Below are 22,167 nucleotides of genomic sequence, written 5' to 3'. Positions count from 1 at the left end.
TAACGGAAACGTGCTATGCGATCCTGGCTGATTGGCCTGCCGTTCCTGCTCAGCCTGACCGGCTGCAGCAGCGATAAACCGATGATCAATACCTCGCAGTCACTGGTGATGGAGTCATCCGTCTTATCGGCGGGCATTATTACCGATGAACCGACGCTGGATGAGAAGGATGGCCAGATGCGTGCCGCCAGCGTGCTCTATAATCAGCGCGAAACGCCGGTGATTGTGCACTATCGTTACTACTGGTACGACGACAAAGGGCTGGAAATTACCCCGCAGGAACCGGCACAAACCGTCAGTGTTCCGGCGCAGGGCAGCATTGTCGTGATGTCGCAACTGGGTAACCTGACTGCCAGCAAGGTTCGCCTTTATCTCTATCTTTAAGGATTGTTTACGTGATACGCAGTGTTAATCGTACTGGAGCGCTACTGATGGCGCTCATTCTGAGCGGTTGTGTGGTGAAACAGCAGCAACCTGCGCCGGTCGAACCGACGCAGCCGACTGAGCCGCCGGTACAGCCGGTCCCGCAACCTGAACCGGTGCCGCAGCCGCAGCCTATCCCGCAGCCGCCGAAGCTGAAAACCATTAACTGGGATGCCAGCGTGCAGCCTTTAGTGGCGCAAATGCTGCGTGCCGCCAGCGCCGAGCCGGGCAGCGTACTGCTGGTGGATCGCATCAAAAACAGCACCAACGGCGCACTGCAAAGTGAGAAAGCCACGGATGCGATCCAGAATGCGCTCAACAACAACGGTAAGTTCACGCTGGTGTCGACTGATCAACTGAATCAGGCCAAGCAGACGCTGGGCTTATCGCCCGATGACAGTCTCAATTCGCGCAGTAAAGCGATCGGCCTGGCGCGCAACGTTAACGCGCAGTATGTGCTTTACAGCAATGCGCAGGGCGATGTGAAAACGCCAACGCTGCAGATGCAGCTGATGCTGGTACAGACTGGCGAGATCATCTGGTCCGGCAACGGCGTTGCACAGAATTAATCCGGCCTTCCAGCGGATTATTCAGCAGGTGATGGGTGAGACCGATTCTCTATCGGTCACACCGCTGGCTGGCCTGACCGGTCAGAGCCAGAAAATTGTCACGCCGCGCGGCATCTTTATCGCGCGGCCTGCGCCACAGCCCGCCATTCCGTTTGTCGATCGGCAGCGTGAGTTTCGTCTGTTACGCAAACTGCAGCCGGCTGGTGGAGCGGTGCGACCGATCGCGGGCGATCGTCATGGCGTGCTGCTGGCGTGGTCGACTGGCGAGGCGCTGGATAGCGCGGCGTTCAGCCAGCAGCGTCCGGCAATTATCGCGCTGCTACTGCAGTTACATCAGCAGCCGCTGACCGGTTATCGCCTGTTACTGCAACCGCTGTTGTGGCACTACTGGCAGCAGTGTCAGCTGCGCCATTCCCGCTGGCTGCGTGCGCTGCAGGCATTAACCCGCCACGGCGAACCCCAGCCGCTGAGGCTGGCACCGCTACATATGGATGTCCACGCTGGCAACCTGATTGATGGTGAGCAGGGGCTGCGTTTAATCGACTGGGAGTATGCGGCAGATGGCGATGTGGCGCTGGAACTGGCGGCGGTGTGCGCGGCCGATCCGCATCATCAGGCTGACTGGCTGAGTGAGTATGCCGAGGCAGCACGGCTGCCGTTAAGTACGCTACAGCGGCAGGTGGCACGCTGGCAGCCGTGGCTGCGGCTATTGATGGCCAGCTGGTATCAACTGCGCGCCGAGCAAAGTGGCGATGAAACTTTGCAACAGATGGCTCGACAGAGCTGGGAACAGATTTAATCGTTTTGCGCTGTGACGCAAAGCTACAGGATTCAGGTTATGACATCACATTTACCCGGCCCATTGATGCTCGACGTTGAAGGCTACGAGCTGGACGGCGAAGAACGCGAGATTTTGCAGCATCCGCTGGTGGGCGGATTAATTCTGTTTGCCCGTAATTATCACGATCCGACGCAGTTGGCGGAGTTAGTGCGGCAAATCCGCGCGGCATCGCACACCCGGCTGGTGGTGGCGGTCGATCAGGAAGGCGGACGGGTACAGCGTTTCCGTGACGGCTTTACCCAGTTACCCGCGATGCAATCTTTTGCCGCGTTACACGATCTCACCAGCGCCGGGGAACTGGCACAGCAGGCGGGGTGGCAGATGGCGGCCGAGATGATCGCCATGGATATCGACATCAGCTTCGCGCCGGTACTCGACATTGGCCACATCAGCGCGGCGATCGGCGATCGGGCGTTTCATGCCGATCCGGCAATTGCGCTGGCGGTTGCCCGTCGCTTTATCGCCGGAATGCAGGAAGCCGGCATGAAAACCACCGGTAAACATTTTCCCGGTCACGGTGCAGTAAGTGCCGATTCGCATAAAGAGACGCCACGCGATCCGCGTGATGAAGCGACGCTGCGTGAGCATGACATGTCGATCTTCAGCACATTGATTAGTGAGCAGGTGCTGGATGCGATTATGCCGGCGCACGTGATCTACAGCGAGATCGACCCGTTGCCCGCCAGCGGGTCGCCTTACTGGCTCAAAACGGTGTTACGTCAGCAGCTGGGCTTTGATGGGGTGATCTTCTCCGACGATCTGTCAATGGAGGGCGCGGCGGTGATGGGAAGCTATCCGGAGCGGGCGCAGCAATCGCTTTCCGCCGGATGTGACATGATTCTGGTCTGCAATCATCGTCAGGGTGCGATCAGTGTGTTAGATAACCTGACCTTGATCGGGGCAGAGCGGGTGACACAGTTGTATCATCGGGGCACTTTTACCCGCGACAGCCTGCAGGCAAGCAGTCGCTGGAAAAGCAATGCACAGCAACTGAGTGCGCTTCAGGAACGCTGGCTGGCTTATAAAGCGTCGCGGTAAGCAGTGACTGCCCGGCGCCATCTTTACCTTGAGGATTATCATGATCATCTATCTGCACGGTTTTGATTCCACGAGTCCGGGCAATCACGAAAAGGTGCTGCAGCTGCAGTTCATCGATCCCGATGTCAGGTTAATCAGTTACAGCACCCGTCATCCTAAACATGACATGCAGTTTCTGCTGAAAGAGACCGATAAAATGCTGAGCCTGTGCGACGACGACCGGCCGCTGATTTGCGGTGTCGGTCTGGGTGGCTACTGGTCAGAGCGCATCGGTTTTCTGTGTGGTATCCGCCAGGCGATTTTTAATCCTAATCTCTATCCGTATGAAAATATGGAAGGGAAGATCGATCGTCCTGAGGAGTATCAGGATATCGCCACTAAGTGCGTCAGTGATTTTCGCGAACGTAACCGCGAGCGCTGCCTGACCTTTCTCTCCCGGCAGGATGAGGCGCTCGACAGTCAGCGTATCGCCGATCAACTGCGTCCCTACTATGAAATTGTCTGGGATGAGGACGAAGGGCATAAATTCAAAAATATATCCCCACATCTTCAGCGGATAAAAGCTTTTAAAACATTGAGTTAAGCGATAAGGCACCGCAAGGTGCCTGTTTTCACTGCGTAATTATCTGAGTTTCATCTGCCTGCTTTGATGTATATCAATTTTCTTATGTTCTCCTCTTCCCGTCATGTTATTCTGCCATCAGATTGCGATTTTAACTTCGCCAACCCTATGTTTATTAAGGTTTATTTTAACCATTGATTAACTTTTGGTTCACAATTTGAGGGGGTCTTTGTTGACTACATCTGTTAAGAAAATTGTTATCGTTGGAGGGGGCGCTGGCGGCCTGGAAATGGCGACGCAGCTGGGTCATAAACTCGGCCGTAAAAAGAAAGCCGAAATCATTCTGGTCGACCGTAACCACAGCCACCTGTGGAAACCGTTGCTGCATGAAGTGGCGACTGGCTCAATGGATGAAGGCATTGACGCGTTAAGCTACCTGGCGCATGCGCGTAATCACGGGTTTGAGTTTCAGCTGGGATCGCTGACCGATATTGACCGCACGCGCAAAGTGATCCAGCTGGCAGAAGTGCTGGATGCGAACGGTGACGTGCTGGTGCCACAACGTGAAGTGGCCTACGACCAGCTGGTGATGGCGCTGGGCAGTACCTCCAATGACTTCGGTACGCCGGGCGTCAAAGATCACTGTATTTTCCTCGACAACCCACATCAGGCCCGTCGTTTCCACAATGAGATGCTTAACCTGTTTCTGAAATTCTCGGCCAGCGAAGGCAAGGTCGAGAAGGTTAACATCGCGATTGTCGGCGGTGGCGCGACCGGCGTTGAGCTATCGGCGGAACTGCACAATGCGGTAAAACAGCTGCACAGCTATGGCTTCAAGGGCCTGGGCCGTGAAGCGCTGAACGTCACGCTGGTCGAGGCGGGTGAGCGCATTCTGCCTGCACTGCCGCCACGCATTTCGGCTGCCGCACATCAGGAACTGACCAAGCTGGGCGTGCGGGTGTTGACGCAGACCATGGTCACCAGCGCTGAACGTCACGGCCTGAATACCAAAAGCGGTGAGTTTATTGAGGCCGATTTAATGGTCTGGGCCGCCGGCATCAAGGCACCAGACTTCCTGAAGGAGATTGGCGGGCTGGAAACCAACCGCATCAATCAGCTGGTGGTCAAAGAGACGCTGCAAACCACGCTGGATGATGACATCTATGCGATTGGTGACTGCGCCTCCTGCGCCTTGCCAGGCGGCGGGTTCGTGCCACCGCGAGCCCAGTCTGCGCACCAGATGGCGTCACGCGCCATGGAAAACATTCTGGCGCAACGTCAGGGCAAGCCGCTGAAAGCCTACGTCTATAAAGATCACGGATCGCTGGTCTCGCTGTCACGCTTCAGTACCGTAGGCAGCCTGATGGGGAACCTGATGCGCGGATCGATGATGGTCGAAGGACGTATTGCGCGTTTTGTTTACATCTCGCTGTATCGTATGCACCAGATTGCCCTGCACGGTTATTTTAAGACCGGCCTGATGATGCTGGTTGGCAGTATCAACCGGGTGATCCGCCCGCGGTTAAAACTGCACTGATCTCCGGACGCCGGTGATTCAAATCGCTGTCTGTTGCGTACTATCAAGCCCCCATACCAGGGGGCTTTTTTTTTGCCGTGGGCTGACACTTTCTGAAGCGTTTTACGGGCAGGAAACCGATCCACCCTGGCATCAGTGGCAGAAAACCCGGTTGATTAGCGAATTTTAACCTTTCGTACATGCGTGTGAAGGGCGGAAGGCGTATTTCAGGTCCGCCAGTAGATAGGGAATTAGCCGATATTACAGGCAGCGGAGTCAAGGGCGGTTATCGGAATCGGACATATCAAAAAGCACCTGGTGAGAGGGGTTAGTATTGAGGACGCTTTTACGTCGTAATGGGCGATCAACCGCTATTGCTGGTAATTACTGGTACTTTTATCAGTAACGAGTTTCGTTATTTATTGTAAATTTTGTGTAAGTTTTCTGCTTATTTTTCTTGAGATTTTACCGGCTGGCTGCATAATAAACAGCGAATATGCGGACTGACATATTCGGTTACAGCTATTAAATGGACCTATTATGCAGCCAGAAAATAAAGGACGATTTTCAGCGACAGCGCTTCTGCTATGCGGAATGTTCACCGGTATTACCCAGGCTGCGCCAGGCGATGCGCAGTTGCAGCATCAGCAGGAACAACAGAAAGCGCGACAGCAACGTTTACAGCCTGAGGCACCGGACATCCGATTGTCTGAGCTGGTTCCGTCGCCTTCTCATCTCCGTTTCCCGCAGGAATCTCCCTGTTTTGTGATCCGCCACGTCACGCTCTCCGGTCAGGAGGCTCTGCCGCACTGGGTGCCGTTGCAGCGCCTTGCCAGTCAGGCGAATGGCCAGTGCCTGGGCGTAAAGGGCATCAGTCAGTTAATGGCTACCCTGCAGAACCGGCTGATAAACCACGGATGGGTGACGTCACGTGTGCTGGCACCGCAGCAGGATCTGCGTCAGGGTGAACTGCATTTTCTGATTGTGCCCGGTAAAGTTCGCCGGATAGAGCTGTCACCGTCCTCTTCACACTATGTCAGCCTGTGGTCTGCCGTACCGGCGCACTCGGGCGATCTGCTGGACCTGCGAGACATAGAACAAGGGCTGGAGAATCTGCAGCGACTGCCCAGTGTGGAAGCGCACATGGCGCTCCGTCCGGGCGATATTCCAGGTGAAAGCGACATCGTTATCGAGCGTACACAGCGCCGCTTCTGGCGTTTAGGTGCCTGGGTGGACGATTCGGGTACCGAAAGCACCGGACGTTATCAGGGCGGATTGATGCTGGCGCTGGATAATCCCACCTCACTCAGCGATCTCTTTTATCTCACTGCCAGCCGCGATCTCGGCTTTGCTGGCCGAAAAAGCAGCAAAAGCCTGTCGGGACACTATTCGGTGCCGCTGGGCTACTGGCTGCTGGGCGTGACCGCCAGCGATTACGATTATCATCAGACGGTGGCCGGTTACAGCCGCGACTTTCTCTACGCCGGTAAAAGCCGCTCGCTGGATCTCCAGGTCAGCCGGGTATTGCACCGCAACGCTGCGTCCAAAACCACCGTCAGCGCAGATGTATTGGTGAGGGAGTCACGTAATTTCATTGATGACACGGAGATAGTCAGCCAGCAGCGACGCACCAGTGCCTGGCGACTGGGGCTGTCGCACCGTCACTATATCGGTCCGGCGACGCTGGATGCAGGCGTCAGCTATCAGCGCGGTACGCGTTGGTTCGGCGCGCTGCCTGCCTGGGAAGAGTCATGGCAGGATTCAACGTATGCCACTGCGCTATCAAAAATTCTCACCTGGCAGGCCGGGCTGATTACCCCGTTTACGCTGGGTAAACAGCGTTTAAGTTACAACATCCAATATCGGCGGCAGATGAGCAATACCCCGCTGACCGCGCAGGATGAATTCGCGATTGGCAACCGCTGGACGGTGCGCGGTTTTGATGGTGAGCGCACCCTCAGCGCCAGCCGGGGCTGGACGGTGCAAAACACCCTGGCCTGGCAGACACCGCTCCCTGCCCAGGAACTCTACCTGGGTGTTGACTACGGCGAGGTCGGGGGCAACAGCGTAACCCAGGGCGGGCCAGTAGGACGTCATCTTGCCGGCGGCGTTGTCGGCCTGCGCGGCGCAATCACGCCCGCCAGTCTCAGCTATGACTTTTTTGCCGGTATGCCGTTATCTAAACCCGATGGCTTTAAAACCGATCCGGTCACCTTTGGTTTCAGTGTTAACTGGAACTATTAGGCCTCTTATCTCTCTTGCTGACAATGGACTGTGCGCATTATGAATAAACTTTGCTATCGCATTATCTTCAACCGGGTTCGCGGCATGCTGATGGTGGTGTCTGATATCACCCGCAGCGGTTACTCACCGGTGGCCCGTCGCCGCCAACGCGCCGCACGTGCAGAAGCGCGACTGCGTATCTCACCGCTGAGCTTCTCACTATGGCTAGCCGCGGGCATGGTCAGCCTGCCGGTGCAGGCGAATATCGTGGCGGACAGTCACGCGCCAGCCAGCCAGCAGCCAACGGTCATGTCTACGGCTAACGGACTGCCGCAGATCAATATCCAGACGCCAAACAGCCAGGGCGTATCGCGCAACCAGTATAGTCAGCTGGATGTGGATGCGCGGGGCGCTATCCTGAACAACAGCCATCAGAATAGCCAGACGCAGATTGGCGGTATGGTCGCGGCTAACCCGTGGCTTTCAAAGCAGGAAGCCAGCGTTATCCTCAACGAAGTCAACAGCCGTAATCCCAGCCAGCTAAATGGTTTTATCGAAGTGGCCGGCAAGCGGGCGGCGGTGGTGATTGCTAACCCGTCAGGGATTACCTGTAATGGTTGCGGATTTATCAACGCCAGCCGCAATACGCTGACCACCGGACAGGCACTGATTGAAAACGGCCAGCTCAAAGGCTTCGATGTTAATGGCGGCCGAATCAATATCGAAGGTCAGGGCCTGAATGACAGCGATGCTGACTACACCCAGATCATTGCGCAGTCGGTAGCGGTTAACGCAAAAGTTCATGCCCGCGAACTCAATGTGGTCACAGGCAGGAACCAGGTTGCGGCTGAAGGTACCGTCACTACGGTGAAAGCGGATAATGGAACGACACGGCCTGAATTTGCGCTCGACGTCGCGGCCATTGGCGGCATGTATGCCCATAAAATCACCCTGACCGGCACTGAAAAGGGCGTTGGCGTGCGTAATGCCGGTGAACTGGGTGCCAGCGCCGGTGAGCTGCACCTGACCGTGGATGGCAGACTGGAAAACAGCGGCACGCTGCAAAGTCAGGCATCAATGCAGATAGCCAACACTGGCGACCAGGAAAACCGCGGGAAAATCGTGTCACAGCAGGATGTCACGCTGACCTCCAGCGGCATGCTGCGCAACAGCGGGCTGGTGAGCGCAGGCCGTAATGCTACGCTCTCCGCCAGTACCATTGAGAGCACCGCTGAAAGTACGCTGGCGGCAGGCGTTGGCGGCAATGAGACGCTGAGCCAGCCCGGTAATCTGCTGCTGACCAGCCAGAGTGAGCTTAAAGCGCGGGGTAAAAACCTGGCGCACGACCAGATTCAGGCGCGGGGCAGCCGGGTCGATCTTGCCGGGAGCCAGACCTCTGCAGATGCCATCGCGCTGACCTCTACGCAGGCGGATATCAGCACTCAGGGCGCCACGGTGGCGGGCCGTACACTCGGGATTCAGGCTGCGACAGCACTTAACAATGATGACGGCAAACTGGCGGCGGGCAGCCTCGCTGTCGCAGCACACAACATCAGTAACAATCGCGGCCTGCTGCGCCAGCAAAACCGCGAAGCCCTGACGATCTCCACGGGTTCGTTGCTTAACAATCAGGGCACGCTCAGCAATGAAGGCGATACCCGGCTGCAGGCAGAGCATATTGAAAACCGCAGCGGACTCATCGCAGGTAACGGTGACTCACTGCAGCTTGATACGCCATGGCTGGATAATCAGGGCGGCACCGTGCAGCTGGCGGGCAATAATGGCGCGCTGACCCTCAATGCTGCCCGGCTGCAGGGCAATCAGGGCAATCTGCTGTCAGCGGGTGCGTTAACGCTCAGCGGCGACAGGCTCGATCTCTCACAGGGACACACCCAGGCAGAGGCGCTGACGCTGACGGCGGCCACGCTGGATCACCATCAGGGTCTGCTGTCGCAGCGTGGCGCAGGCGAGATGGCGATTGCGGTTGCGGGTGACACAGACAACCGTGGTGGACGGATTGAGAGCGGCGGTAATCTGCATCTTGCATCAGGCAGCCTGGATAACAGCGGGGGCACGCTGCTGGCTGCGGGTAGCGGTGATCTGCAACTGCAGGTTCAGGAGACCCTGACGAACACGCAGGGTGCGCTGCAGGCCAGTCGCAATCTGCAGCTCACCAGCGCAAGCCTGAATAATCAGCAGGGCCTGATTGCTTCAACTGGCGGTGAGGCTGCACTGTTAACCCGTGAGGCTATTGATAACATCCAGGGTCGCATCGAAGCGGGTCAGCAGGTCACCCTGCGCAGTCAGGCGCTGGAGAATCAGCGTGGAACCCTGCTCGGCCGCGGCGTGACCATCGACACGCAGCAGGGTGAACTGAACAATACTGGCGGCAACCTGGTCGCCCGTACCGATCTCAGCATTTCCAGCGGGACAACGAACAATCACACCGGTCTGATCCAGTCAGGCGGCGGTCTGACACTTGATACCCACGGCCAGGCGCTGATTAACCGTGACAGCGGTAAAGCAGGGATAATCAGCGGTGGCGCACTTGCCCTTAACAGTGGCGACCTGGATAACCAGAACGGCGTTATCGCCGCTGCCTCGGCGGCCAGTATCAGCAGCGGCCTGCTGACCAACATTGACGGCACACTGATGTCTGATGAGGCGCTGACGCTGAAGACCGGCGCGCTCGACAATCAGCGAGGTTTATTACAATCGGGTCAGGCGCTCTCACTGGATACTCACGGCGCACAGCTGAACAACAGCGCCAGCGGCGATCGCGGCGGCATTGTGGCGCGTGGCAATCTGCAACTCTCAACCGGAAAGTTAGCGGGCGATCACGGCGTCATTCAGGGACAAAACCTGGTGATCGATACGCAGGGCCAGTCCGCTGATTTCAGAGCTGCTCTGCTCAGCGCCAGGGGTGAATTATTGCTGAACAGTGGCGCGCTGGATAACAGCGGCGGACGACTGCAGTCCGGCGGTGATATGCAGCTTAATACGCACGGAGAGGTGCTGAATAACACGGCATCAGGCGGCGTTATTGCTGGGGCTAATCTGCATATCAGCAGTGGTGATCTTGATAACAGAACGGGCTCGCTGGTCTCTGCGGGCACTATGCGGCTCACCAGCGGTGGACTGAACAACGTCGATGGGATTATTAATGCCGATCATGGACTAACGCTGGAAAGCAGCAGCGTGGATAACCAGCGCGGCCTGCTTCAGTCGGGTGAGGCGCTGTCAGTCAACACCCAGGGCGGCGAACTGAATAACCGCGACAGCGGCGAACGCGGCGGTATTATTGCAGGCGGCGATCTGCTGCTCTCCAGTGGCCAGATTGATGGCCGTAGCGGGGTGATGCTGGGACAGAATATTCGCATCGATACTCATCAGCAGACCTTCGACCACCAGCAGGGTCAACTGGGTGCTAAAGGCACCCTGCAACTGGATAGCGGACTCCTCAACAACCGGGCAGGCAGGATTGAGTCGGGTGGCGATCTGCATCTGGACACCCACGGCAACAGCCTGATCAACCGTGACAGCGGAGCCGCAGGCGGCCTGTTCAGTGCGGGCATGCTGAAGCTCTACAGCGGCGCATTGGATAATCTGCGCGGCTTCATCACCGGTCATAGCGGCGCGCAGATTGTGACGGGCGATATCAACAACCAGTCCGGCACGCTGACGGGTGGCAAAGGGCGGCTCGATCTCACCAGCGGGGAGCTGCAAAACCAGGGTGGCCTGTTACAGGCTGGCAGCGACATGACGCTGGACACTCAGGGTCACGCCCTGATCAATCGCGACAGTGGTGACCAGCGCGGTATCGTTGCCCTCAACAGTCTGCATCTGCGCAGCGGGGCAATTGATAACCAGACGGGTTTCATTGCCGCCGGACAGCAGGCATCACTCAGTGCCAGTGAACTGAACAATAGCCAGGGGCAGATCGCAGGCAATGGCGGGCTGACTTTCTACGGTCAGGCGCTGAACAACAATGACGGTAAACTGCAGTCGGCGGGGGATATCACCCTCACCACGGCAGGTCAGACGCTGACTAACCAGCACGGACTCATTGCCGGTGCCGGTAACCTCAATATTGAAAGCGGCGCGCTGGATAACCAGCAGGGACAGATCCAGGGTGGCACCGATCTGACGCTCAATGCGGGACAGAACGCACTGCACAATCAGTCGGGTAAACTCCTTTCAGCAGGCACGCTATCGCTGACGGCGGGTCAGTTGGTCAACAATGACAGCTTGGTGCAAAGCGTCGGCAACGGCACCCTGTCTCTGAGCCAGCAGTTGGATAACCGCAGCGGGCTGATTCAGGGCGGCCAGCAGATGACGATCTCTACGCCATCGCTAATCAACCGCGATACCCGACAGAGCGGCAAAGGGATTGAAGCGGATAGTTTAACCCTCGAAACCGGCACGCTGGACAACAGTCAGGGTGCTCTGCGCGCAAAACAGAGGCTGGCACTCACAGTGCAACAGGCGCTGGATAACGTCAGCGGGCTGATCTCGTCAGCGGATACGTTGACTATTCAGGACTCAGCCCAGGGGCAGGCGCTCGCCATCAACAATCAGCAGGGTACGCTGATTGCTGATAAAGAGGCACAGATCAACGCAGCTTCCCTGAGTGGCGACGGACAGGTTTTGTCGCAGGGGAATCTTGGCATCACGCTGGCAGGTGATTTTCATAATCTCTCAGAGGTCAAAGCCAACGGCACGCTGCGCCTGACGGCGGGCGGAAACGTGACCAACGATGGCACCCTCGCTGCTCAGCAGGCGCTATTCCTTATCGCGCAAAATATCAGTAATCAGGCAAATGGCGAGATCAGCGGCGGGCAGACTGAAATTACGGCAACTGACACCCTGAACAATCGCGGTCTGATTGACGGCGGACTGACACACCTGGTAGCGGGCGTCCTGAATAACAGCGGCACCGGCCGTATCTATGGCGATCACATTGCCATTGCAGCCACGCTGCTCAACAACCTCAGCGAAGCGGGCAAATCAGCGGTGATTGCGGCGCGGCAGCGACTGGATATTGCGGCTGGCACGCTGAACAACCGTGACCACGCGCTGATCTACAGTGATGGCGATCTGCATATAGGCGGCCAGCTGGACGCGAACAATCAGGCCACCGGACAGGGGCAGCAGCTCAACAATGACGGGGCAACAATTGAGGCCGGGCAGGATGCCACGATCAGCATGGCGGAAATCAACAATACCAACCGTCATCTGACCACGCAGGTCGTTACGACCGAAGATAGCCAGCATCATGAAGCGGTACTTAAAGGCCACACCGATCGTTTTGACTGGGCCGACGTGGATACCAGCAAAAAAAACAAATATGGCGTGCACACGGCAAAAATGCCGGACGGCACCAGCGGCAGCGAGTTTTATGAATATGACTACCGGCGGATAGTGAAGGAAACCCAGATCAAAGAGAGCGATCCGGGCAAAATTCTGTCGGGCGGTAACATGACCTTTAGCGCCGGCCGTCTTAACAATCACGACAGCCAGATTGTCGCGGGTGCTATGCTGGGCGGTCAGATAGGCGAGCTGAATAATCAGGCGACAAAAGGAACGCGCGTTACCACGGACGACGGGAAATCGGTTCGCTGGTACGCGAAGAAGAAGAAAAAGAAACTGGGTGGAACCAAAACGTCGCAGGGCAAAGACAAGAAAACGTATCGCCCTGCGCCCGTGACGGAAACCATCGATTTACAGACGCTGAGCTGGCAGGCGAATGCTGCGCCGCAGGGTAATGGCTATCAGACCGGCAACCGCCAGCTGCAGGGCGTCACCGCGCAGGCTGACCGCATCGGCACACCAGCCGTCCAGCAGACGGTTGCGGCGGTTGCGCTGAGTGCCACGGATAGCGGCAGTGCGTTACTGCCAGCCGGATTACGCTATGACAGTGCGCTGACGCTGGATAAGCTCGGCAGCCTTAAAGACCGGCCGCTGCTGTTACCGGCCGGGCAGCAGTTCTCGCTGACGCTGCCAGCAACGGTCGTCGACGGACAGACGATTACGCCGGTGATCCGCGCCGTCTCACCTGATATCCGGCTGCCGGATAACAGCCTGTACCAGCTGCAACCTGGCAGTGACAGCCATTACCTGGTCGAGACCGATCCGCGCTTTGTGAATCAGAAGCAGTGGCTCAGCAGCGACTATATGCAGAACGCTCTGACCACCGACAGCAGCCGGATCCTGAAGCGGCTGGGCGATGGTTATTACGAGCAGCGACTGGTGCGCGATCAGATTATCCAGCTGACCGGCAACCGCTATATCAGCGGGTATGGCAGTGATGAAGATCAGTATCGCGGACTGATGAATAATGGGGTAGTCTTCGGCAAAGCCTACGACTTGGAACTCGGTGTGGCGCTGACCCCGGCGCAGATGGCGCTGCTCACCAGCGATATCGTCTGGCTGGTGAATCAGACCGTGACGCTGCCGGATGGCACACAGCAGACCGTGCTGGTACCGCAGGTTTACGCGAAGGTGAAGCAGGGTGACTTAACCGGCGACGGCGCGTTGATCGGGGGCGGTAGCGTGGCGCTGAATGCCCGCAACGACATCACTAATAGCGGGGCCATTAAGGGCCGCGACGTGACGCAGCTGACGGCGCAGTCGCTGACCAACAGCGGCTACATCAGCGGCAACACGGTCAGTCTCACCGCCCGTCAGGATATCACTAACCTGGGCGGCGTCATCAGCGGTGATAAGCAGGTATCGCTGCTGGCCGGTCGGGATATTATCAGCCAGTCAACGCTGCGCGGCGACGGCACCGGCCGCTGGATAGATCGTCCGGCCGGTATCTACGTGCAGGGCACCGACGGTGCGCTGACGCTGAGCGCGCTGAACAACATCACCCTGGCCGCTAGCGATATCGGCAACGCCGGAGAGAAGAGCACCACGAAGATTCAGGCGGGCAATGACCTGACGCTCGGCACACTCAGCACGCAGCACACTGAAAATGACAGCTGGAACAGCAGCAACTACCGTCGCCTGTCACAGCAGAGCGATGCCGGGACGCGCATCACCGCCGGCGGCGCGCTGCAGCTGAGTGCCGGACAGGATATCCGCGCTACGGCAGCGGACGTCACGGCGGGCGGGGCACTGACCGCCAGCGCCGGACGCGACATCGTGCTCAGCGCGGGCAACAGCCATACCGATCTCACCGAACACAGCAGGCAGTCCAGCAAAGGGCTGCTGTCGGGCAGCAGTCTGGAAACCCACGACGAACTGCACAGCAGCGAGGCGCTCAGTACCACGCTGAGCGGCGACAGCGTCCGGCTTCAGGCGGGCCGCGACATTGCCGTGACCGGCAGCAACGTCGCCGGTACGCAGGATGTTGCCCTGACCGCGGGCCGCGATCTCAGCATCGCGACCGCCACAGAAACGCGTGATGAAGTGCATCAGCGCGAGGAGAAAAAATCGGGCCTGATGGGCACCGGCGGCATCGGTTTCACCGTGGGTCAGGCGATGCAGAAGAGCAGCACCGACGCCAGCGGCGCACTCAGCCGCGGCAGCACGGTGGGCAGCAGCGACGGCAGCGTTACCCTCAGCGCCGGTAACCAGCTTACCGTGCACGGCAGCGACGTGATCGCCGGTAAAGATCTCTCCCTGAGCGGCAGCGACGTGACCCTCAGTGCGGCCGAAAACAGCCACACCGCGCTGACAAAAACCGAGCAGAAGCAGAGCGGGCTGACGCTGGCGCTGTCCGGCACGGTGGGCGCGGCGTTGAACACGGCAGTGCAGACCGCCCGTACCGCCGATGAGAGCGGCGATGACCGGCTGAAGGCGCTGCAGGGCACCAAAGCGGCGCTGACGGCGGCCCAGGCCGCGCAGGCGTATCAGATGGACGGTGCGCAGACCGGTGCGGCGAACGCCAGAAACACCGCCGCAGGCCTGAAGCCGGGCGACAAAGGTTATGAAGAAGGCTCCACCAACTCGGTCGGCATCAGTCTTTCTTACGGCAGCCAGTCGTCGAAAAGCGAGACCCGCACCGAAAGCCACGAGGCACAGGGCAGTACGCTGGGTGCGGGCGGTAACCTGGACATCACCGCCACCGGCGCACAGCCGGGCAGCGCGGGCAACATCCTCGTGCAGGGCAGCCAGCTTCAGGCGGGCGGCGACCTCGGGCTGACGGCGAAAAACGACATCAGCCTGCTTTCAGCGCAGAACAGCGAGCGCACCGACAGCACTAACAGCAGCAAGGGTGGCAGCCTGGGTATCGGCCTGACCGCCGGGTCGGGCGGCTACGGCATCAGCGTTTCAGCCAGCGTCAACGCGGGCAAAGGCCGGGAGAACGGCAGCGGGCTGACCCATACCGAGACTACGCTCACGGCGGGCAACGGGCTGAGCCTGAACGCCGGGCGCGACACCACGCTGACCGGCGCACAGGTGCGCGGGGACAGCGTGAAGGTGGATACCGGCCGCAACCTGACGCTGACCTCGGAGCAGGACAGCGACCGCTACGACAGCAGGCAGCAGAACGCCAGCGCGGGCGGCAGCTTCACCTTCGGCTCGATGACCGGCTCCGCGAGCGTCAACCTCAGCCAGGATAAGATGCACAGCAACTGGCAGACCGGCATCTTTGCCGGGAAGGGCGGCTTTGACGTGACGGCGGGTGAGCACACCCAGCTGAACGGCGCGGTCATCAGTTCCACCGCCACCGCCGATAAGAACCGTCTCGACACCGGCACGCTGGGCTTCAGCAATATTGAGAACCACGCGGACTATAAAACCGAGCACCAGAGCGTGGGCATGAGCACCGGCGGCAGCATCGGCAGCCAGTTCGAAGGCAACATGGCGAACGGCCTGCTGGCGGGGCTGAACGGCAGCGGCAGCGCCTCGTCGGTGACGAAGGCGGCGGTGAGCGACGGCACCCTCATTATCCGGGATAAGGCGAAGCAGACGCAGGACGTGGCGGACCTGAGCCGCGACGCGGCGGGTGCGGATCCGGGGCTGGATGCTATCTTTGATAAGGAACGTGAGCAGAAGCGGCTGAAGGAGGCGCAGCTTATCGGGGAAATCGGCGGTCAGGCAATGGATATCGCGCGGACGGAAGGGCAGATAGCCGGGGAGAAGGCGAAGAAAGACTCGGAAGCGCTGAAGGCGGCCAGAGAAGAGCTTGCGGCTTCGGGCAAACCGTTTACGGATGCGGACGTGGCGACGCAGGCCTACAACACCGCGATGGCGCCGTTCGGCACGGGAAGCGCGCTGCAACAGGGAATGCAGGCGGCGACGGCGGCGGTGCAGGGCCTGGCGGGCGGAAACATTGCCCAGGCGGTAAGCGGCGCGGCAGCGCCGTATCTGGCGGAGCAGATACACAAGCTGACGGAAGGCAACCCGGAAGCAAAAGCGATGGCCCATGCGGTGGTCGGGGCGGTAACGTCATATGCTGCCGGTAACAGTGCGCTGGCGGGTGCCGCGGGCGCGGTCAGTGGGGAACAGATGGCCAGGCTGGTGATGAAGCAGCTGTATCCGGGCAGGGAAGTGAGCGACCTGACGGAAACGGAGAAGCAGACCATCAGCACGCTGGGAACGCTGGCGGCAGGTCTTGCAGGCGGTGTTGTGGGAGACGGCAGCGGTAACGCGGTTGCCGGGGCGCAGGCAGGTAAGAATTCGACTGAGAATAATTTCCTCGGTGCGACATCCTCTGACAAACTCGATAAAGCCGTTGAAAAAATCAAACAGGGCGATAAATCGCTGGCTGCTGCAAATGAGCTTATTAAGCTGGAAAATGCCGATAAGCGCAGTGATGCGCTGGTATCTAAATTCACCAGAGACCCTTCACAGATGAACAGCACGGAACGCGCTGAACTGGCGGGTTATCTGCGGGTCTATGCGGCTGAGATGGAGAAAGAATATGGTTCAGCCATCTCGCAGGAGCTGGTTAAGGGGTTGCTGTCCGGGCAGGATTATATAAAACGAACTCCTCATTCAGAGGCGATGGCCAGCGCTCAGAAAATAATGAATACCTGGGGCTACCATAAATCGAATGCCAGTATTGGTGATTTACCACTGACATTTAGTGGTTCGGTTCTCGGCAGTACGATAAAAGAAACTATTGCAATCAATGCAGCCATAGGAACCACCGTTAATTCAGTATCTCAGCTTGGCGGGAAAGATCCGTTCAGTTATGTGGATGCGATTATGGCGGGAGTCACAGCGGCTGCGACAACAGGAAAAGGTATCGGAGCATCGGCTGTAATAAATATGGGCGGTGCAGCCATTGGTAGTGGAATCAAAGGAGAAGATCCAACTAACTCTGTCATTGGGGCTGGCTTCGGTAGTGTGGCTGGTAGTGTTGGCGGCAAAGTTGTTGACGCCTTGTCTCCAGTAACTAATCAAGTAACAAAGGATGTTGTTGGTGCCGTTACGGGATCTGCCACTTCAGAGCTAACCGGAAATGCTGTAAAAAGCGAATTGGATAAAAGGGATAAAGCGCAATGAAAACCTTTAAAAAAGTAGGCATTGCGTGGCTGTTTTTTTTGCTCTTTTATTGTTCTTTTCTGGTATCTACAGTTCTTTTTATATGCCAGTTAGGGGTATCAGCAGTTTTTTATTTTAGCGACGGTCAATTTCTTTTTTTATGGGGAGATGCGCTAAATATCGCTTTAAAAAAAGGATGTATTGCTGGTTTTATTCTGGGCATAAGCCTCTGGATAAAAGCCAGACTTCAAGAGCATAAAGACAAAAAAGAATCAGGCAAATAAACTAAAGATCCCGGCCGAGCCGGGATCTTTTTACCCGTCACTCAGCAGGCCGGATCACCAGTTGCCCGCGTTCAACAGCAATGATAACCGGAGTATCGGTCCTGAACCCTGCCTCTGCCAGCCAGTCGCCCTTAAGGTGCAGGCTGGGCGTGCGGCTGTAGTACGTGGTCATACCGGTAGCCCGCTTAATATGCTGGACACTGACGTACCCGACTTTATAGTGGCGTAATCCTTTGGAAATTCTCACTTCTGGCTTAGTATCGTGTGCAGCCATGATCAACTCCTGCTTAGTTGGTTGTGGTCAGCGGGTTGTTGGTGTTGGTAGCACCTTCAGCCCGCGCTAAAAAATCTCTCGTTATGTGCTTCCTGTTCTGTTTTTACCTGTTTAAATATACACCACCTGCCAGGTGAACTCGCTGAAAGCTAAGTAATAAATTGCGAGCTGTCTCTGAAAAGCAGATAGTTTTCTCGGGTCTGGCTTTCGTTCATTTTTTCATCGTGTAGCCTTCTGTATTAACTGTTACGGGTGGACTTTCATGCTGTGAACCCGCGTTAACCTGCCTTTGATTTGTTTTCCCAATTACGCCGGTGATCCGCGCCGTCTCACCGGATAGCCCAATCAATGTATCGTCTTGGTATACCTTTGGATGATGCAGGGGCCAGGTTAATAATGGAGCATATTTCTCAGGTTCCTAAAATATCGGGTAATATTGTAAATATTTATACTAATCAATTCGGTAAATTTGAAGTCAGGGAATCATTGCTAATGGGGCCATCAGGTAAAGCTGCTAAGTTAGAAACATCATTCCAAATAATGGATAATGGCTCACGTCGATTTGTAACTACAATACCGAAGGACGGCAAAAAATGAACTTTATCGAAAAACTTCCAGATCCTATAGATCTCTTGTCATTTTTTGAAAGTGAGCCTTTTTTTTCTAATGAAATAGATCATCATTATGGATATGAATATACCGACAGTAATGGTATGAAATTGATCTTCTCATACGCCGCTTTAGAAGGCTGGATCCAAACTATCATTGAATTTAACGGAGAGAAAATATCTCAACACCTTAGCGAAGGTGTGAGCTATTTTGAAATAAAGAATGAAATAAAAGGCGAATATCTGTCATCTGATATCTCCTTTGGAGAATCCGTAACACGAATAGAGATTAGGTTAAAACCTTATATATCCGTTCAGTGGAATACCTTAATGAGATAATTAAAAAAAATCCCAGCCATCAGGCTGGGATTTTACTGTTCATTCAGTCAGTTATACCTTATCCGTCCTCTTCTGCGGCCCTGCGATCACCTGAATAAACTCGGTGATCTGCTATGGACGTGGCGGACCTGAGCCGCGACGCGGCGGGTGCGGATCCGGGGCTGGATAAAATCTTCGATAAGGAGAAAGAGCAGCGGCGGATGGAGACGGCGCAGCTGCTGGCGGAAATCGGCAGCCAGGCGGGCGACATCGCGCGGACGCAGGGCGAGATTGCGGCGACCAGAGCGGCCACGGAGAAGATGAAGAACATCTCGCCGGACCAGAAGAAGGACGCTGAAGCGCAGTGGCGCAAAGCGAATCCGGGTCAGGAGCCGACCGCGGCCGACATCACCGGACAGGTCTATCAGACGCTGTACAACCGGGAGATGCTGGCCGGCGGAATGGGAACCGGCGGGCCGGTGCAGCAGGGCATCAGCGCGGCGACGGCGGCGATTCAGGGGCTGGCGGGGGGCAACATTGCCCAGGCGGTGAGCGGGGCGGCCGCCTCGTATCTGGCGGAGCAGATACATACGCTGACGACCACGAAAGGCCCGGACGGCAAAGAGGTGGTGAACGTTCAGGCGAACCTGATTGCGCATGCGGTGGTGGGCGCGGTGACGTCATACGCGTCGGGTAATCCTGCACTTGCGGGTGCTTCTGGCGCGGCGATGGGCGAGTACATCGCGCAGCAGATGTATCCGGGAGTTAAGCGCGAAGACCTGAGTGAGGAGCAGCGGCAGACCATCAGCGCGCTGGGGACGCTGGCGGCGGGCCTTGCGGGCGGCGTGGCCGGAGACAGCACGGGCGGTGCGGTGGCGGGCGCGCAGGCGGGTAAAAATGCGGTTGAGAATAACTGGCTGCACGTTAACGAAAAGACAGAGCTTGAGATAGCGAAGCAAAAACTCAGGAGCAACGACCCGGCAGAGCGTGAGCAGGCACAGCAGAAGATAAACGACCTTCGTGAGAAAGACATCAGTCGTGATAAGAAAGTGATGGATGCCTGTGGTAATGGCAGGGCTGCCAGTCCCGGATGTGCTTCGGCAAGGCTCGAAGCTTATTCGGCCAAAAATGAGTATGAAACCGGAAACTACAATAACAAAGTAAGCGATATGTATCCGGATGCTTACGGGCAGATTGTCAGCCTGCTGAATATCACCAGTGTTGATGCGCAGAATCAGCAGCAGGTTAAGGATGCGATGGTTAACTATGCCATGTCGCAGTTTGGTCTGGACAAGGCAAAGGCCGAGCAATACGTCTCGACTTATGACGGGATGAAAATTGTTGCCGCTTCGATGACGCCGGTAATAGGTTCTGCTGCGGCCAGTAAGATAGAAGCTCTGGCTGGTAAACAACGGTTGTCTAATAGTTTTGAAGTTAGCTCACTTCCAGATGCTAATGGGAAAAATCACATCACTGCTGTAAAAGGCGATGCAAAAATACCTGTTGATAAAATTGAACTGTATATGCGTGGAAAAGCGTCTGGTGATTTGGAGTTATTGAAGAAAGAATATAACTCATTAAAGGATTTGCAGATTAGCAATCAGAAAGAGTTTGCTAAAACACTTGGTGCGAGAGAGAAACTTAACAAGCTCAATGATCAAATTCATAATGTTGAAAGATCACAAGAAATGGCTCGAGTTTTGAATAATGCAGGGATACAAGATAATGCAAAGAACAATGCCATGATTATGGATAACTTATTGAATTCTGCGAGTGGTGTTACACCATCTAATCGAGAAACATCTATTGTAGTCTCTGGTCCAGGTGGAAATGTCAGGATATATGCGACGTGGAAACTTCTACCTGATGGATCAAAGCGATTAGCTACTGTTAAAACAGGAGCATTCAAATGATAAGCAATAAGGACAAAGAAGCTTTAATAAAAGGTATAAACAGCTATTTAATTAATGGCTGTGCCGATATTGAATCTTTTGAAGATCCAGTTAGTGAGGTGGTTGATTACCTCAATGCTCTTTTTTCAATAGATATTGGATTAGCTGAAGATATGTGTAAAAAGACACTGAAGGCAAAGCATGTTGACAGTTCTTTTTTTAAAGCGCTCTGTCTTAATGATTTGCTTTTATCTGAAAATGAATGGTCGTTTGCATTTAATTATCTTTTAAATGAAACTGAAAGCGTAAGCATTCCTGAGCTTGAAAAGGCGCTGTTCTATTTTTACTGTGCAAAAAATGAGACAGATCCTTATCCTGCACCTGAGGGATTATTCAAAAAGCTAATGAAAAGATATGAAGAATTGAAAGATGATCCCGATGCAAAATTTTACCATCTTCATGAAACGTATAATGATTTTGTAAAAGCTTACTCGTTAAGTCACTGAAGAAATCCCGGCCGCACAGCGCCGGGATTTTTTATCTGCCGATCACTCCCCAGCCAGCCGGATAATCAACTGTCCCGGCCCGGTGATCACCTCGATCTTCTGCCCTGTCGTAAATCCCAGTGCTTCCAGCCAGCGGCCTTTAATGGTCAGCTGTGGCAGCGGATTCGGCTGGCCCCAGTTAGGCCGGTATCCCACTTTGTAATAATGTGCCTGCGTTCCGCTGGCGGCGGTTGTGGGCGTGCGCGTTTCTGACTTATGATGCGTCTCAGCCATGATCAACTCCTCGATAGTTGGTTGTGGTCAGCGGGCTGTTGGTGTTGGTAGCACCTTCAGCCCGCGCTAAAAAAATCTCTCGTTATGTGCTTCCTGTTCTGTTTTTACCTGTTTAAATATACACCACCTGCCAGGTAAGCTCGCTGAACGCTGAGTAATAAATTGCGAGCTGTCTCTGAAAACCAGATAGTTTTTCTCCGGTCTGGCTTTCGTTCATTTTTTCATCCTGTAGCCTTCTGTATTAACTGTTACGGGTGGACTTTCATGCTGTGAACCCGCGTTAACCTGCCTTCGATTTGTTTTCCCAATTACGCCGGTGAGCATTGGGATCATATGCGGCTTTGTTGAATAAATCGAACTTTTGCTGAGTTGAAGGATCAGATCACGCATCCTCCCGACA

Annotated in this window: 14 protein-coding genes and 1 pseudogene; 13 read left to right on the top strand and 2 right to left on the bottom strand. The window is 56.0% G+C overall.

The annotated features are described in order from the left end of the window. Positions 1-15 precede the first annotated feature (15 nt). From ACLIBF_RS13430 to ACLIBF_RS13390, 9 genes are all read left to right on the top strand, one after another. Entirely contained in the window at positions 16-384 is a 369-nt protein-coding gene (locus tag ACLIBF_RS13430; protein ID WP_031377254.1) for a YcfL family protein, read from the top strand. Between the two features lie 11 nt (positions 385-395). Further along, entirely contained in the window at positions 396-992 is a 597-nt protein-coding gene (lpoB, locus tag ACLIBF_RS13425; protein WP_046288392.1) for a penicillin-binding protein activator LpoB, read from the top strand. Between the two features lie 16 nt (positions 993-1,008). Beyond that, positions 1,009-1,791 (top strand): thiamine kinase, encoded by a 783-nt coding sequence (gene thiK / locus ACLIBF_RS13420; protein ID WP_448310402.1) that lies wholly within the window; start codon positions 1,009-1,011, stop codon positions 1,789-1,791. 39 nt (positions 1,792-1,830) lie between these two features. Next, the gene (nagZ, locus tag ACLIBF_RS13415) at positions 1,831-2,871 is read left to right on the top strand and encodes a beta-N-acetylhexosaminidase (protein WP_448309959.1); all 1,041 of its coding nucleotides are present in this window, start codon (positions 1,831-1,833) and stop codon (positions 2,869-2,871) included. A gap of 40 nt (positions 2,872-2,911) precedes the next feature. Then, positions 2,912-3,454, top strand: coding sequence for an alpha/beta hydrolase YcfP (ycfP, locus tag ACLIBF_RS13410; RefSeq protein ID WP_069728172.1), 543 nt, complete (start codon positions 2,912-2,914; stop codon positions 3,452-3,454). 211 nt (positions 3,455-3,665) lie between these two features. Further along, the gene (locus ACLIBF_RS13405) at positions 3,666-4,970 is read left to right on the top strand and encodes an NAD(P)/FAD-dependent oxidoreductase (RefSeq protein WP_084227771.1); all 1,305 of its coding nucleotides are present in this window, start codon (positions 3,666-3,668) and stop codon (positions 4,968-4,970) included. Positions 4,971-5,543: 573 nt separating this feature from the next. Then, complete coding sequence (locus ACLIBF_RS13400; RefSeq protein WP_279810341.1) at positions 5,544-7,193, top strand: ShlB/FhaC/HecB family hemolysin secretion/activation protein; 1,650 nt, start codon at positions 5,544-5,546, stop codon at positions 7,191-7,193. 39 nt (positions 7,194-7,232) lie between these two features. Next, positions 7,233-17,633 (top strand): hemagglutinin repeat-containing protein, encoded by a 10,401-nt coding sequence (locus tag ACLIBF_RS13395; protein WP_448309958.1) that lies wholly within the window; start codon positions 7,233-7,235, stop codon positions 17,631-17,633. Next, positions 17,630-17,896: a hypothetical protein gene (locus ACLIBF_RS13390; protein ID WP_069728176.1), complete on the top strand. Its 267-nt coding sequence runs from the start codon at positions 17,630-17,632 to the stop codon at positions 17,894-17,896. Before ACLIBF_RS13395 ends, ACLIBF_RS13390 begins: the two co-directional genes overlap by 4 nt. A 37-nt stretch (positions 17,897-17,933) precedes the next feature. Here ACLIBF_RS13390 and ACLIBF_RS13385 read toward each other — a convergent pair whose 3' ends face one another. Beyond that, entirely contained in the window at positions 17,934-18,170 is a 237-nt protein-coding gene (locus ACLIBF_RS13385) for a SymE family type I addiction module toxin (RefSeq protein ID WP_069728177.1), read from the bottom strand. A gap of 348 nt (positions 18,171-18,518) precedes the next feature. On the opposite strand from ACLIBF_RS13385, the gene ACLIBF_RS13380 reads away from it, so the two are divergent. The 4 genes and pseudogenes from ACLIBF_RS13380 (at position 18,519) to ACLIBF_RS13365 (ending at position 21,494) form a co-directional block, all read left to right on the top strand. Further along, positions 18,519-18,767 (top strand): hypothetical protein, encoded by a 249-nt coding sequence (locus tag ACLIBF_RS13380; RefSeq protein WP_448309956.1) that lies wholly within the window; start codon positions 18,519-18,521, stop codon positions 18,765-18,767. Further along, on the top strand, positions 18,764-19,117 hold the full coding sequence (locus ACLIBF_RS13375) for a hypothetical protein (RefSeq protein WP_448309955.1): 354 nt from the start codon (positions 18,764-18,766) through the stop codon (positions 19,115-19,117). Before ACLIBF_RS13380 ends, ACLIBF_RS13375 begins: the two co-directional genes overlap by 4 nt. Positions 19,118-19,233: 116 nt before the next feature. Next, a pseudogene (locus ACLIBF_RS13370) lies at positions 19,234-21,009 on the top strand (VENN motif pre-toxin domain-containing protein); the annotation flags it as partial. Beyond that, positions 21,006-21,494: a hypothetical protein gene (locus ACLIBF_RS13365; RefSeq protein ID WP_316552335.1), complete on the top strand. Its 489-nt coding sequence runs from the start codon at positions 21,006-21,008 to the stop codon at positions 21,492-21,494. The pseudogene ACLIBF_RS13370 and the gene ACLIBF_RS13365, both read left to right, overlap by 4 nt. Positions 21,495-21,536: 42 nt before the next feature. Here the strand turns inward: ACLIBF_RS13365 and ACLIBF_RS13360 are convergent, their stop codons facing one another. Next, positions 21,537-21,767 carry a SymE family type I addiction module toxin gene (locus tag ACLIBF_RS13360; protein ID WP_176035885.1) on the bottom strand — a complete coding sequence of 77 codons (231 nt, stop codon included), beginning with the start codon at positions 21,765-21,767 and terminating at the stop codon, positions 21,537-21,539. Positions 21,768-22,167: the final 400 nt, after the last annotated feature.

The sequence above is a fragment of the Pantoea sp. PGP6 genome, assembly GCF_053474785.1.
The sequence above is the reverse complement of the archived record's forward strand: the minus strand, read 5'-3'. Positions and strand labels throughout refer to the sequence as shown.

What these genes read in the sequence shown, in the direction of transcription:
- ACLIBF_RS13360 (WP_176035885.1), bottom strand. Translation starts at nt 21,767, where the DNA reads ATGGCTGAGACGCATCATAAGTCAGAAACGCGCACGCCCACAACCGCC.
- ACLIBF_RS13365 (WP_316552335.1), top strand. Translation starts at nt 21,006, where the DNA reads ATGATAAGCAATAAGGACAAAGAAGCTTTAATAAAAGGTATAAACAGC.
- ACLIBF_RS13380 (WP_448309956.1), top strand. Translation starts at nt 18,519, where the DNA reads ATGTATCGTCTTGGTATACCTTTGGATGATGCAGGGGCCAGGTTAATA.
- ACLIBF_RS13375 (WP_448309955.1), top strand. Translation starts at nt 18,764, where the DNA reads ATGAACTTTATCGAAAAACTTCCAGATCCTATAGATCTCTTGTCATTT.
- nagZ (WP_448309959.1), top strand. Translation starts at nt 1,831, where the DNA reads ATGACATCACATTTACCCGGCCCATTGATGCTCGACGTTGAAGGCTAC.
- ACLIBF_RS13390 (WP_069728176.1), top strand. Translation starts at nt 17,630, where the DNA reads ATGAAAACCTTTAAAAAAGTAGGCATTGCGTGGCTGTTTTTTTTGCTC.
- ACLIBF_RS13385 (WP_069728177.1), bottom strand. Translation starts at nt 18,170, where the DNA reads ATGGCTGCACACGATACTAAGCCAGAAGTGAGAATTTCCAAAGGATTA.
- ycfP (WP_069728172.1), top strand. Translation starts at nt 2,912, where the DNA reads ATGATCATCTATCTGCACGGTTTTGATTCCACGAGTCCGGGCAATCAC.
- ACLIBF_RS13400 (WP_279810341.1), top strand. Translation starts at nt 5,544, where the DNA reads ATGTTCACCGGTATTACCCAGGCTGCGCCAGGCGATGCGCAGTTGCAG.
- ACLIBF_RS13430 (WP_031377254.1), top strand. Translation starts at nt 16, where the DNA reads ATGCGATCCTGGCTGATTGGCCTGCCGTTCCTGCTCAGCCTGACCGGC.
- ACLIBF_RS13395 (WP_448309958.1), top strand. Translation starts at nt 7,233, where the DNA reads ATGAATAAACTTTGCTATCGCATTATCTTCAACCGGGTTCGCGGCATG.